General features: G+C 33.5%; 13 protein-coding genes. All 13 read right to left on the reverse strand.

All coding sequences use genetic code 11. The features are described from left to right. Positions 1-23: 23 nt before the first annotated feature. Positions 24-1,454: a HAMP domain-containing sensor histidine kinase gene (locus AC1Q51_RS16935; RefSeq protein WP_063549099.1), complete on the reverse strand. Its 1,431-nt coding sequence runs from the start codon at positions 1,452-1,454 to the stop codon at positions 24-26. A gap of 11 nt (positions 1,455-1,465) precedes the next feature. Beyond that, positions 1,466-2,137, reverse strand: a complete 672-nt coding sequence (locus AC1Q51_RS16940; protein WP_098835616.1) for a response regulator transcription factor — start codon at positions 2,135-2,137, stop codon at positions 1,466-1,468. Positions 2,138-2,257: 120 nt separating this feature from the next. After that, positions 2,258-3,250, reverse strand: coding sequence for a UDP-glucose 4-epimerase GalE (gene galE, locus AC1Q51_RS16945; RefSeq protein WP_078994063.1), 993 nt, complete (start codon positions 3,248-3,250; stop codon positions 2,258-2,260). Between the two features lie 84 nt (positions 3,251-3,334). After that, positions 3,335-4,177: an SGNH/GDSL hydrolase family protein gene (locus tag AC1Q51_RS16950; protein WP_492331612.1), complete on the reverse strand. Its 843-nt coding sequence runs from the start codon at positions 4,175-4,177 to the stop codon at positions 3,335-3,337. A 98-nt stretch (positions 4,178-4,275) separates the two neighbouring features. After that, entirely contained in the window at positions 4,276-5,184 is a 909-nt protein-coding gene (gene tagU / locus AC1Q51_RS16955; protein ID WP_353773761.1) for a polyisoprenyl-teichoic acid--peptidoglycan teichoic acid transferase TagU, read from the reverse strand. Between the two features lie 82 nt (positions 5,185-5,266). Further along, positions 5,267-6,550, reverse strand: a complete 1,284-nt coding sequence (locus AC1Q51_RS16960; protein WP_353775462.1) for a nucleotide sugar dehydrogenase — start codon at positions 6,548-6,550, stop codon at positions 5,267-5,269. Positions 6,551-6,576: 26 nt separating this feature from the next. Next, entirely contained in the window at positions 6,577-7,194 is a 618-nt protein-coding gene (locus tag AC1Q51_RS16965) for an acyltransferase (RefSeq protein WP_492331613.1), read from the reverse strand. Beyond that, complete coding sequence (locus AC1Q51_RS16970; RefSeq protein ID WP_458894900.1) at positions 7,148-8,641, reverse strand: lipopolysaccharide biosynthesis protein; 1,494 nt, start codon at positions 8,639-8,641, stop codon at positions 7,148-7,150. Before AC1Q51_RS16970 ends, AC1Q51_RS16965 begins: the two co-directional genes overlap by 47 nt. A gap of 36 nt (positions 8,642-8,677) precedes the next feature. After that, positions 8,678-10,081 carry an O-antigen polymerase gene (locus AC1Q51_RS16975; protein ID WP_458894901.1) on the reverse strand — a complete coding sequence of 468 codons (1,404 nt, stop codon included), beginning with the start codon at positions 10,079-10,081 and terminating at the stop codon, positions 8,678-8,680. Between the two features lie 32 nt (positions 10,082-10,113). Then, a complete protein-coding gene (locus AC1Q51_RS16980; protein WP_492331614.1) occupies positions 10,114-11,415 on the reverse strand; it encodes a glycosyltransferase family protein in 1,302 nt (433 codons plus the stop codon). Between the two features lie 68 nt (positions 11,416-11,483). Beyond that, positions 11,484-12,620 carry a glycosyltransferase family 4 protein gene (locus AC1Q51_RS16985; RefSeq protein WP_353775448.1) on the reverse strand — a complete coding sequence of 379 codons (1,137 nt, stop codon included), beginning with the start codon at positions 12,618-12,620 and terminating at the stop codon, positions 11,484-11,486. A gap of 29 nt (positions 12,621-12,649) precedes the next feature. Next, positions 12,650-13,783 (reverse strand): glycosyltransferase family 4 protein, encoded by a 1,134-nt coding sequence (locus AC1Q51_RS16990; RefSeq protein WP_353775450.1) that lies wholly within the window; start codon positions 13,781-13,783, stop codon positions 12,650-12,652. A 5-nt stretch (positions 13,784-13,788) separates the two neighbouring features. Then, positions 13,789-14,988 carry a DegT/DnrJ/EryC1/StrS family aminotransferase gene (locus tag AC1Q51_RS16995; protein ID WP_458894926.1) on the reverse strand — a complete coding sequence of 400 codons (1,200 nt, stop codon included), beginning with the start codon at positions 14,986-14,988 and terminating at the stop codon, positions 13,789-13,791. Between the last annotated feature and the right edge of the window lies 1 nt (position 14,989).

A 14,989-nucleotide genomic window follows, 5' to 3' on the forward strand; every position in this document is an offset into this window, starting at 1 on the left:
CGCATAATTGTTTCATAAATGTATCATTTAACCGCTTTCAAGTTTTTTATGTCTTCCATCCTTCTCGGAAGCAAAAATGTAATGAATATTGTAGTACCTATTTCTTCACTACTCTCAATCCGCATGCTTCCGCCCTGCTTATTCATAATCTCCTGACAAATATACAAACCATAACCATTCCCGTAACTAGAAGGAAGTGCCTTTCCTTTCGGAGACTCATTCCACTCTGCAAGCACCACTTCATCTATACCGATCCCATCATCATGAACAAAAACCTTCGCCTCCTGCTCATTTACAATTACATTCATACGAATGTGCGAAGCATCACTGTACTTAATTGCATTATCAAGCACATTTAAAAAAATTTGCTTCGTCTTATCAAAATCTGCAACAACATGTACATCTGTTAACTCATTTATCACTTCAATTTCAAACTGATTTAGACGAGGTTTCACAATTGAAACTGCTTCTTCTGCCAATTCCTTTATATTCACAACTGTAGGAGACACTTCAAACGTACTCGTCCCATATTTCGAAGACTTAAGCAGTTCCTCTACAAGTGATAATAAACGCTCACTTTCCACCGCCACATAACGAAGACTTTCCTGTACATCTTCTTTCGATTGTAACTTCGGAATTAAATCAACATAACCGATAATTGCCGTTAGCGGTGTTTTTAGCTCATGCGTAATGCGGTCTAGGAAATCTTTCTGCTTCTCTTTCTCCTCCTGCAATTGCTTAATATGCAGTTCAATTCCATCGGCCATCGCGTTAAAAGATGCTGAAAGCTGAGCGATTTCCACGTACTCATTTAACTCAATCTTACTCTTATAATCACCATTCGCGAGCCGCTGTGCCATTTGTCTCAACTGATCAATTGGTTTATGAAGAGACTTCGCCAAACGAATCGCAAAGAAAATACCGGTAGCTACTAGGCAAAGAGACGTCATTAAGAAAGTCCAGCTCACATTTGTTAAAACTTCCTTCTCACCCGTTAACTCATTTATAAAACGAATACTTCCAATGACATCGTTTCCATAATAAACCGGGCTTGAAAACAAAAGAATGGGAGCGGGATCCGCCTCCTCAAAAACATAAGACTTCTTTCCCTTCAAGGAACTCTCAATGTCGATGTTACGGTGAAGCAATGCTCCTTTTTGTGTATCTGCAACAACATCGCCATTCTTCCCGATCATCTGTACACGGACATCCATACGCTTCGCTAAATACGACGCAATTAAAAGTGAATTAGGACCAAGCGTATCCACTTCTGCTTCCTTCTCTAAATAATTCATCGTGTAAATTTGTGCTTCTACACTTAACTTTTCTAAAGAATCTGCTGCGTTATGATACATATTCTTTTCTAACGTAATATAAACAACTGCATATAAAAGAACAAAAATCGGAATTAACAGCCCAACTATTCCGAACACCATATTTCGCTTTAAAGACATACCATCACCACTTAACAATCCAGTTTATAGCCAACGCCATAAATTGTCTTAATATATTCTCCGCTCGTCCCAAGCTTCTTGCGAAGTCTCTGCACCATAATATCAACTGCTCTCGTATTTCCGATATACTCAAATCCCCATACTTTCTCAAGCAACTCATCCCTCATAAACACACGCTGCGGATTTGAAACAAACAACTGACATAAATTAAACTCTCGGTACGTTAACTGAATCTCTTTTCCACTCACATGTACCTTTCTTTCCTTGGGACAAATCACTATCTCTCCAGCCTCAATTACTTCATGACTTACAGCTACCTCCGTCTTCTTTACACGCCGCGCCATATTCTTAACCCGAAGAATAAGCTCCGCATAATTAAACGGCTTCGTCACATAATCATCAGCACCAAGCTGCAAGCCAAGCAACTTATCATTCATCTGACTCTTTGCCGTTAACATAAGCACCGGAATATCCCTATCCCTCTCACGGAACAAACGAAGCAACTCATACCCATCCGTATCCGGAAGCATAACATCCAAAATCAATACATCCGGCCCTTCATTCCATCGCTCTAAAGCTTCTCGCCCATCAGCCGCTGCCAATACTTCATAACCTTCCATCTCCAACTGCATCCGAATCAAATTACGAATACTCGATTCATCATCAACCACAAGTATTTTCATCATTCTCCTCCTTCCATCATGTATTATAGTACAGTTTAGTATAGCAAAAATCGTACAAAAAAAGAGAGGGTATTGTCGAACATATTTTGTCGACGATACCCTCTCTTTCACTTATTATATTTATTTAGCATATCCATTCGGTTGCTTTTGATGCCAATTCCAAGCATGTTCAATGATTGTCTTAACATTTACATACTTAGGATCCCATCCTAGCTTCTCTTTCGCTTTCTTAGAAGAAGCAACTAAACGTGCTGGATCGCCCGCACGGCGCGGTGCTACCTCAGCAGGAATTTCATGATTTGTAACTTCTCGAACTGCATCAACGATTTCTTTTACACTGAAACCATTGCCATTTCCTAAGTTATAGAAATCACTCTCTCCGCCGTTCTGCAAGTCTTTAAGCCCTAAGAAATGAGCCGCTACTAAATCTTCAACATGAATATAATCACGGATACAAGTACCGTCTGGTGTATTATAATCATCACCAAACATCATAATCTTCTCACGTTGACCTAAAGCCACTTGCAGCACAAGAGGAATTAAATGTGTTTCTGGACGGTGATCTTCCCCAATAATACCATTTGGAGTTGCACCAGCCACGTTAAAGTATCTGAAAATCTTATAACGTAAATTAGAAGCTTGGCTATACCAATGAAGCATCTTCTCGATTGCTAACTTCGTCTCTCCGTACGTATTCGTAGGATTTGTCATCGTTTCCTCAGTAATAAGATCCACATCTACCTCACCATACGTTGCCGCAGTAGAAGAGAAAATGAACTTATCTACCTTAAACTCATCCATTACCTCTAATAAACAAAGTGCACCATACACATTGTTATTATAATATTGAAGAGGCTTTTCCATACTAACTCCAACTAAAGAATCAGCTGCAAAATGCATAACAGCCTCAATATTTTCTTGTGTAAAAACATCTCTTAAAAATGCTTTATCACGAAGGTCGCCATTATAAAACTTCGCGCCTTCCGTAATTGCATCTTCATGACCAGTTTGTAAGTTATCTACTACTACTACAGATAAACCTTCGTCTACTAATTTTTTCACAGCGTGAGAACCGATGTACCCGGCTCCGCCGCAGATTAGGATTGAGTTCATTGTTTTCCTCCTACTATTTTCAAATCTCTTAATTATAAAAGGACAAGGTATACGAGAACTCGTACACCTTTTATCTCTCCTTCATTACTTAGCTACAAAATAATCAGTTACATATTGTGCCCAAACTTCATAACCTTTAGCAGTTGGGAAACCAAACTCTTCTTTTAAATATGGTAGGATAGCCTTTGTCGATGCATCTGGCCATGCTCCCCAATGATCAATATATGTATAATTATTTTGCGTTGCAAATTGTTTTAACGCTTCAATCGCTTTCGGATAATTTTTCGCACCATACACTGGATTTGATGGTTGAATCATAATCGTAGCACCCTTTGCACTAGTAGAAAGTGCTTGAACGAACTTCTGTGTATTTGCTACAGAGTTTCCATTACCAGTTTTACCGTTATCAGTAATAAATGGTGGCTCAAATAAAATCACATCTGGATTCTCTTTCGCAATCTCTTTATCACGCTTATTTGCGATTAGCTCTTCTGTGCTTTCACCCTTATATTCCTTTACAGTCACATTCCATAAACCTTTACCGTAAGCAGTTTCTAAATTAGTCGTTAACTTAGCTGCCCAAGCACCTTTTTCAGATGAAGAAGCTTCATCACCAACAATAATAAGGTTTACTGCCTTTTTATCCTGGGCACCTTTCTTTAACTTCTCTTTCACTGCATCTGGCAAGTTCTTCGCATATGCCTCATTAAAAGATGACTTCGCATCTTGTTTTTTCTCTTCTTTCTTCTCTTCTTTCTTCTCTTCTTTCTTTGCCCCGCTATCTTTCACTTCAGCCTTTGTTTTCGTTACTTCACCCGTTTGTCCTGTTGCATTCGCAATCTTCTTATTCCAGTACAATTTACCGCTCACAATCGAAGCGACAAACAATACAAAAATAACAAGGACAAGTACCGCTTTCTTATTCATCGATTCACCTCATCTATTAATCTCACAATATATAATACTAATATAAATCCATGCAAAAATAAACCCAACTCCTTCCAAAGGAGTTGGGTTATTACATATTATTTAGTCACTTCAAGATGCGCTCTTAACTTATTCGTTAAATCTTGTTTTGCTGCCTCTGGGACATAGTAGTACCAAATACCATCAGCGGCTTTGTGACCGTCGCCTGGGATTTGAATATCTTCACTGTTTTCCAGACAATTTTTATAATTCTTTTGCATATCAAACATTTGATCTTGCGTTAAGTTTGTCTTCACATTTTTTTGAATTGCTGTTAACACATCACCATAACTTGTTAAAGAAGAGAAAGTTGCGCCTTTCTTAATAACAGCTTGCATCACTTGGCGCTGACGCATTTGACGTCCGAAGTCACCTCTTGGATCCTCATAGCGCATACGCGTATATGCTAGCGCTTGGTCACCCGTTAGATGAATACTTCCTTTTTGGAAATGCTGCCCATCAAGTGAAAATTCCAAATCATTATTAACATCTACACCGCCTACTGCATCTACGATATCTTTAAATCCTTCCATATTCACTTCAATATAGTAATTGATAGGTACATTTAAGAATTTTTCTACCGTTGCGACAGACATATCTACACCACCAAATGCATACGCATGGTTGATTTTATCACTTTTCCCTTTTCCAACGATTTCTGTATATGTATCACGAGGGATACTTACTGTTTTCATTGAATTATTTTTGGGGTTTAATGTGATGACCATTAAAGAATCTGAACGTCCTTTGTCTTCACCGCGTTCATCAGCCCCTAATAATAGGATTGAAACTGGTGCTGATTTACTGATTTTCTCTTCTTGTTTATTACCTTCATCACGCTTTAATGGTTTATGAACTTCATCTAATGTTTTTGAGACTTTTGAGTACACATTATAGGCATATACTCCGCCACCTATAATCATTACTCCTATTATTCCCAATATCCCAAATATGATTTTCCTTTTCATCTTCTACCCTTCTTTCTACAAAGCCCACCTGAAAAATATAAAAAGTTAAAACAAAAATTATAAACTATATATTATCTATGGCCTATACCTGAACTGGCTGTAATACTTCTACAGAATGTAAATTATTAAAATTATAGTATCGGATATTTATATCTTTTACATCTGTACAATTACGTGTATCGAAAATTACCGGGTTCTTCATTTCTTTTAAAATACTAATTTCATTCAAATTCTTAAATTCACTATGATCGGTCAATACTAAAATACATTCTGCATCTCCTATTGAGTCCTCAAAGCTATGTAATTTAAACTCAACTTGTTCCTGTTTCACATGAGGATCATGAACATTTACCTTGTAACCTTGTTCTTGCAATAAGCTTACAATATCCATAGCTGGGCTTTCACGAACATCATCAATATTTCCTTTGTAAGTAATACCCAATACAGCAATCTTAGCATCCTTATTTGGAACTATTTTTTGAAGTTGTTCTATTACAAAATACGGCATTGAATTATTGATTTTCCTAGCATCTGAAATTAAAATTGACTGTTCAGGAGCCTTTTCAATGATAAAATATGGGTCTACTGCCAGACAATGTCCTCCCACACCCGGGCCAGGGAAGTGCAAATTAACACGTGGGTGATGATTAGCTAAATTAATTACATCTAAAGCATTAACACCAAGCCTTTCAGAAATCTTTACTAACTCATTTGCCAACGCAATATTTACATCCCTGAATGTATTTTCCATAAGTTTGGACATCTCCGCTGTCAACGCATTAGTTTCAATAATTTTCCCTTTTACAAAGCCTTTATATAGTTCCACTGCTTTTTCAGTTGATTTTTGATTAATTCCTCCTACTATTCTAGTGTTCTCCACAAGCTCTATTAAAATACGACCAGGTAGAACACGTTCTGGACAATGAGCTAAATAGATATCCTCACCAATCACCCAACCCTGCGCTTGTAAAATTGGCGCAACTATATCATCAATAGTCCTTGGAGGGATAGTCGATTCTACAATAACAACATTTCCTTTTGTTAGAAATGGTAAAATAGAATTTATTGCTTCCACTACATAATCTAGATTCGCTGTATTATCATTATTATGTGGAGTTGGAACAGCAATAATATAGGCATCTGCACAGGCTGGTTCCATACTAGCCTTAAGTTTTCCTTCTTTCACCACTTCCTCTACCAGTTCACCTAGACCAATCTCTTCAATGTGTATTTTCCCCTTATTGATCATTTCTACAGTAGTAGGGTTAACATCTATCCCCATAACATTATATCCAGCTTTTGCAAATATAGCCGAAGTAGGTAACCCAATATATCCTAGCCCAATAACACAAATCTTTTTATTCATACTAACATCACCTTTAATTCCTTATTTTAATTAGTAACTGTCACATTTCTTTGCTTATATTCTTCAAACTTTTCTTTAGGAATAAAACCGTAAAATTCATGTTCATCCCTATAATCTATGATTTCCTCTTTACTTAATTTTCTTATTACCCTGGCAGGATTTCCTCCAATTATACAACTTCCCTCTTCGAAACTCTTTGTAACAACTGCGCCAGCCCCAACTATAGTATGATCTCCTAGAATAACGCCAGGTAATATTACAGAATTCATACCAATCCAGCAATAATTACCTATAACAACTTTACTTTTCTTATGCTTTCTATAATCACTCATAGCATGGTTAGAACTTATAATACCTACATTAGGAGCCAAGAGTGTATAATTCCCTATAACTATCTCACCCATTCCCTGTATATAACAACCAGGAGTAGCTCCAACAGAGCTATTGATACCAACTGTAACATTACCATAAACTATAGAATTTTTATGAACCGGCCAATATACTCTTTTATTTTTATTAAATACTTTAAAGAAAATAAATTGCTTAAATGTAACTGGAATTTTATTATCTACAATTTTAAAATAATCATTACAAAAGCTACTCTTTGTTAACCATCTTTTTAGAGTCTTTTTTAAATAACCCATATAACTTATCCCTCAAATTCAATTTCATATTTAGGTAAATTAGTATTTCATTTGTGATGACCTTACTCAACATCAGAATCGATAATACCATAGCAATAATCATAAATACTAAGCCGATGTATATATTAAAATCAAATATATATTTATAGATTACGTATATACATATAGTAATCATAAACGTCAATACTGTTCCTTTTATAAACTCAATAATTGGAAATAGCTCTGTACTTTTTACCTTTAATACTTTCTTTAGCTGTGACGTTTGAATAAAAATTAAGAGTTGAGCACTAATTACATTTGCTACTGCAGCACCTTTCATTCCAAATACTTTGATACACACAATATTCAATATAAGATTATTAATTAAATTTATTATAGCATTCCTTGTATATAGGCGACTTAATCCTAATGCTAAAAATAATGAACCGTAATAATAAATTCTGGATAGAGCATTTACTTGATATACCCTAAATAAGTTTACCGCATCTATATACTTGCTAGAAAAAATCAGTGTTACAATCTCATTGGCAAAGACTATCAATGCCACTACAATAGGAATAACTACTGTTATCATTACTTTTCCAGCCCTATACCATAACTCAATTAACTCTGAATATCTGTTATTATCATACTTATCCTTTAAAGATGGAATTAATATATTAAACAATGATACTCCAATCAAACCTAGAATTGGTATCTCATATGAAGCAGTAGCAATAACAGCGAATTCTTTTTCTGTGAAAAACTTCCCAATAATTAATTTATCCAAATTAGTATTTATAGCACCAATTAAAGCTGCTGCACCAATAGGTATACCAAAAGTAAGTATTTTCATGGTCTTTTCCATACTAAAGTGCTTCAATTCCACTTTTATAACTTTAGCGAAATATAACAATATAAGAATTCTTATGAATTCTCTCGATATTAGGCATAGTAATAACGAAACTAAGGTTTGTTTATAATAGCAAGTATAAAACAAACTACATATAAATACCAAGTTTGGAATAAGCGAGTTGATTAATAGTAATTTAAAAGTATTAAATGCAATAAACAAGTTTTCTATACATGCTCCAACAAAACTAAATAAAAATAGCAAGATAAAAAAGACCCAATAATCGGTAAATAAAAAAGTATTAAAGTTATAATTAAAATAAAACAATGAGATTATAGAAATGGGTAGTAATAACATTAATATAAACAACATGGCCATAAAAAAATTAGGTAAATATACATGTCTTTTATTCGAAGACATAAAATAAAGTATAGAAGAAGGTAATCCAAGAGAAGCGACAGAAATAACTAATGTTAGTACTGTATTAATCTCTCTATAATTCGAATACATTTCCAAAGGTAAGAATCTGGATATAATCATCATAGATACTATATTAACCATAACTGTAAATGCCTTACTCACAAATAATATTATACTTTTAAATCCATTATCCATATTAATTCTCCTCTGTCTTCCTCTTAGTTACCTAGTTTATCGCTTAATAAACTTTCCATTCTTTTCTTTATTTGAACTAACTCTTGAAAATAATACTAAGAATAAAATTATTATTGTTACATCTAATCTTCCTCTAGCTATAACATCTGGATCTGCATACATTACACAAAATATACACAAATACATTATTCTAATTTTAATCAACATAAATGCTGGATGAGTAAATTTCTGCAGAAAATCCTCTAATGAAGTAGCAATAACTCCAAATAAACTACAGGTAATAACTACACCTGGGACTGAAAATTGATAATAGCCTAAAGAAACTAAATCAACAGGAATTCCAGCAATATTAACTAAATTATAATTGGCTGTATTTAAAAGATGTGAGCTCATTACTTTATCTGCCCCAAAAACATTTAATATTGATGTCGGTATGATATTAACCAGCCATGTAAAATAATCCACAAAATACCTAAATGTTCCATCTGGATAAGTAAAACTATGAACTTTAACCAAGTTAACATATGGAAAAGAGAATTCGAGTATATTTTTCTTGAATTTATCTAGCGCGGAAGCATCTTCTTTGTTAACCGTATCAAATGCTAAATAAGAAAATAAATCATCTAAATTTTGCAAGATAAAAACTCCAAGTAGAACTACGATAATTATCGATAAGTTTGCTTTTATACTTTTTTTCTCTTTCATTATGTAACCTAATATTATGAAGCTTGATAAAAAAATAAATAAAGGTAACCTTCCTGCATTTAGTAAATAATAGTATATAGACATAGTAAACGTAACAATGAACATCGTCTGATATATTATCTTAGCTAAAAGACTATGCTCTAATTTATTTAATACATAAAACATGGTACAACTCGCTATAATTAAGGGCATTAACATTACAGCATAGGGATTAGAAAATTTATTTGTATCTGTGTACATTCTCAGTACTTCCGCCACTCTAATGGCTTGTGAAAATCCACCAAGATTATTCACATATTGAATAAGGCTGATAGAACCAATTGCAAAAATCAAAATTGTAAAAACTACCATTGAAAATTTAGATACATTATAAGATTTAGATTGATTATATAAGGAATCATTGTATTTTATAGGTTTCCTAGTTAATTTACATACAATATTCTTATAATAATATCCAACTAAAATTGAAACATAGCCTATAATACTTAAAACAGAAGCAAATAAAAAATTTTCTTTTTCCATATCTAAACTATCTAAAATATGATTAGATAACATGCTAAAATCTAAATTCAGAAGGCATATGGGTATAATTCCATAACAAAACACATAAATTACATTGATACCCGATAATAAATCAAAACGATTATTTATATTTTTTTTAGGCCTTCTAGCTTCAAATACTACTATTACTATAATCAGTATGATACAAAAGACCGTTCCTATTAATTTCCACATAAATTCCTAACATCCAATCTATTTCATTAACTTTACCCAGAAATTTTTTTTAACAAATCTTCAACAACATTTTTCCATTCAAATTTTGAATTACTTTTACTCAAAATTCCACTGAGATTTTTATCACTTTGATAAATAGCATATAAATTTAAAAGTGTTTTTGTGATTTCTTCTTCTTTGTTTAGGAGTATTGGACCACTCTTTGCATGATTCATCATAGCTCTTACAGGGTCATTTGCATCTCCTAAAATCGTTAAAATACACTTATTAGCTCCTAAATAATCATATGCTTTTCCAGGTATTTGATTACTCCCTTTATTACCAAATAATAATAATAATTGACTATAATTAATATATTTGATCGCTTCTTCAAAACCTGTACGAGGCAATATTTGAATACAGTCTAATTTATTAATTTTACTACTAACTCTTTCAAAATTATCTATCCCGCCTAAAAATATAACATTTATTTTCTTATATATATCCTTATGATGTTCCTGTAAATATGCTATAGATTCAATGAAAGGATTAATGTCCCTAAGTTTAGTGAAAATTTCCCCAGCATGTATAATATTCAATTTATAATTGTCAATATACTTTGGTTTTTTATCCGACTCATTTAATTTATACATTTTAGGATCAAATCCACGATATACAATATCAGTGTCTTCTGTCTTTAATTTATAATTATTAATGTATTCTTTTTGAGTATTTTCAGTTGTGAACAAATGTTTGTCTGCGGTCTCAACCACCTTTTTTTCCAACCTACCCTCAATATATTTTCTAAATACACTATAATCCTGTCTGTTGGGATCTGTTACCCATGGATCACTCCAATACGCAACCCATTTCAACTGAGGAAAGTTTTTCTTAAGTCTATATGCTACCAAATGAGAAGATGGTGTCTCATGCATTGATAAGACATAATCAATGTTTTTTTTAACTATAATCTCTTTTCCTTTCCTCACAGCATTTTTAGACCACATATAATAACTATCAGGTATAGCCACATTGTCCTTAATTAACTTTTTTAGTCTTGTAGCAGAATCACTTGTATTTTTTTCACTTTTCACAAAACTTACCTTTTCATCACTACTCTTTTTCGCATAAAACTTTTTGTATAAAAAACCCATATCACATCTTGTAACATCTATTCCCTTACTAATCTTATTAAATAAAGTTTCATCATAATTAGACATATCACTTGGTACATCTACTGTAAGTACGCTAACATTATGGCCAAGTTCTAACATATAATTGGCATAATATAGAGCTCTAATACTTCCTGAAACATTAATAGGCGGATAGCATGTAGTTACTAATAGTATATTCACAAAAAACACCTCAAAAGTTTTTAAATATATTCATCTAAAAAGCTCAATTTTAACTCCTTATAATCTCTTTAGAGATTATCGTACAAATCACCCAAACGTTTTTCCATTATATCCCACGAGTATTCGTTCTCATATAGTATTCTTGCTTTTCGAGCTATTTCTTCCTTCTTAGCAAATTCTCTTTCTATTTGTTCACACGCTTGTTCAAAAGAGAATTTATTATATTTTACGACCTTACCTATATCATTTTGTTTAACTAACTCATCTATACCAGTTCCTTCTGCAACAATTATTGGCTTTCCAAGCATCAATGCTTCATAAAGTTTATTAGGGGATGAATATCTATGATTTGGTACACTAGGATCATAGACGGCAAATAGTACATCACACTCCGATTCTAACTTTAAAGTTTTTGCATAAGGAATTTTCCCATAAAAGAATATGTTGGCATTTTCATGCGCTCTATCTATTACATAAGATTCTAATTCTCCGAATCCGCCTATATGTAATTCCCACTCAGGATGATGTCCAAACATATCGATTATCTCCTCAAGCATCCTGCCCTTTCCAAGGATACCTACATATACAAATTTAAGCCTATTAGATGGTTTTATAATAACATCTGTTTCTACTGACAAGTTAAATTTAACGTCTGGAGAATTATGGACTATATATAAATTTTCTGGCGTACTTTTTGCTATCTGCTGTAATCGATTTTCATTAGCAATAATTACTGCATTAGAATTATTTATCATACATATATCCAATTTTTCAACTGTATTTTTTAAGAACGAGGGTACATGATATGCCTCTACATAATAGTCAAAGATGTCATATACATACTTCTTACGAAACAACCTTGCACAAATATACGCCGGTATTACCGTATCAAAATCACAAGCATGTATAACATCATAATTCTTACGATGTTTAATCAACCATACAATCTGACAAATAAGAAATAAAATGAGTGAGAATATATTTTTTATCCCACCCCCAAATGTTGCCTTAATATTAAAATAACGAATCGGTACCGAGCCGTTTTGAAGATGTAACTCCCCATTTTTCAAGTCCTCATCTTTATTAACTGTTCTATTCCAAGCTAGTATACTTGCCTTGTGTCCTAAACCTATTAGAGTGTTTACTTCTTTTTCCACTCTTGGATCAGGATTAACTGGATTGGACCTTAAAAAAACTATCCTCAATTCTTCTTCACCTCTAGATCCACCTTAATTTAACCATTAATTTCAAAATCACTATAAATTCGCAACATAATATCTTTTACTACCTTAGTATCATGCTCTTTAATTTTATTTAAACTATTTTTTGAAAAAGCCATTTGAGCTTCTTTATCTAAATATATTTTCTTTATTGCCTCTTCTGTTCCTTTTAAATCGTTACACTCTACTAGGAAACCATTCTTACCATTATCTATTAAATCAATATTACCTCTTATCTTGGTAGCGACAATTGGCAAACCTGCCGCCATCGCTTCCATAACTGATTTAGGTAAGCCTTCTTGAAAGGAAGTAAAAACAAATAAATCTGATACTTTTAAGATTTCTGTAATATCAGTACGATACCCTAAAAATATTACACGATCCGCAACACCTGACCTATCGCATAACTCTCTTAGTTCATCTATTAATGCACCTCGTCCGCAGATTGCATAATAAATCTGGTCATATCCTTCCTTCTTTAGCTCTGCTAAAACCTTTATTGCCTGCTTATGATTTTTTCTTTCTATTAACTCCCCAATTGATAACATTAGAAATGCATCTTCTGGAACATTAATTTCTTTCCTTTTTAAAGAACGTTCTACTTTTACCTCATTTATAGCTACGGTATCAACACCCACACCAGGTATATAATACACTCTACCCTCTTTTCGAAGACGAAAACGTTTAGCTGCATTGTAATCCTCTTCATTCATAGTTAATAAACCATCTGTACAAGAAGCGGCAAAACGTTCAATACCTTTGTAGACTAAATTATTAATAGTGGGTGCACCCTGATAAAAATGAAATCCATGTGCTGTATACAAAACTGGTTTTGTCTTTGTTAACATTGCACATATTCTTCCCAATAAGCCACCCATAGGGGCATGGCAATGTACTAAATCAAAATTCCCCTTCCTCATTAACTTCATTAATTGATATCCAGCTTTAATATTTACTAATGAAAATGGAGACCTTTGAATATCGATATGGTGTCTAATAATATTAAGTTTATCTAGTGCTATAGTGGCATCATTAAAATTAGCTGCACAATGCACCTCATATCCTAGTTCTTGTAATATATTTATATTATCTTGATCAAATAGAGTAAATTGCCTACTTACTGTTGATACTAATAATGCTTTTTTCAAAAAAGTCACACCCCGTATAATTCTATAATATCTTTAACAGCCTTTATAACATCATTAACATCACTATCATTCATAGTAGGATATAGTGGTAATGATATAATTCTGTCAAACCACTTTTCCGCACTTGGGAATTCACCATTTTTATATCCAAATCGATTACGATAGGCGGTCATTAAATGTACCGGAATAAAGTGTACACTAGTACCTATATTACGCTCATTTAACTCTATGATAAATTGATTACGGTCGATTTTGAGTTTTTCTGGGACTATTTTAATCATGTAAAGATGCCATGCGTGAGTTGTAGTTCCTTCTGTAACCTTTGGTAGTTCAATAGTAGCTATCTCTTTAAATGCCTCATTATATTTTTCCGCAATCTGTTCACGACGATTCTGCATTCCCTCAAGTCTATCTAACTGTATAATTCCTAACGCAGCTTGAAGATCAAACATATTGTATTTATAACCAGGTTCTTCTATATCATACATCCAAGAACCACCTTTAGCATATCTATTCCAAGCGTTCTTACTCATTCCATGAGTAACTAATATACGTGCTTTATTAGCAATTTCTTCGTCATCCGTAACAAGCATACCTCCCTCTCCTGTAGCAAGATTTTTTGTAGCATAGAAACTATACGCTACAGCTCCTTGAGGGGAATTTCCAATCCGTTTCCCTTTATAACGTGTATAAATGGCGTGTGCTGCATCCTCAGATACAAATAAATTATGCTTATTTGCTATTTCATAAATTCTATCTAGTTCACAAGCCTGTCCTGCATAATGAACCGGTACAATTGCCTTCGTTTTAGAGGTTATTTTCTCTTCAATTTTATCTGGATCGATACAACCAGTTTCTGGATCAATATCAACAAAAACAGGAGTTGCACCTGTGTGGATAATAGTATTAGCAGAGGCTGCAAAGGTCATAGGGGTAGTTATAACTTCGTCCCCAGGCCCAACACCTGCAGCCAGAAGCGCAATATGTAACGCAGCGGTGCAAGAATTCATTCCCACCGCATACTTTGCTCCCACATATTCAGCAAAGCGCTTCTCAAATTCAATGGTACGAGGTCCTTTTGCTAACCAACCAGATTCTAAAGCATTAATAACCTCACTAATCTCTGATTCCGTAATATCAGGTAAACAATACGCTAAGAATTTTTCTCTTCTATCAAGGCATAAATCATTTGACATTTTCAACATC

Source organism: Bacillus sp. MT94, assembly GCF_058792475.1.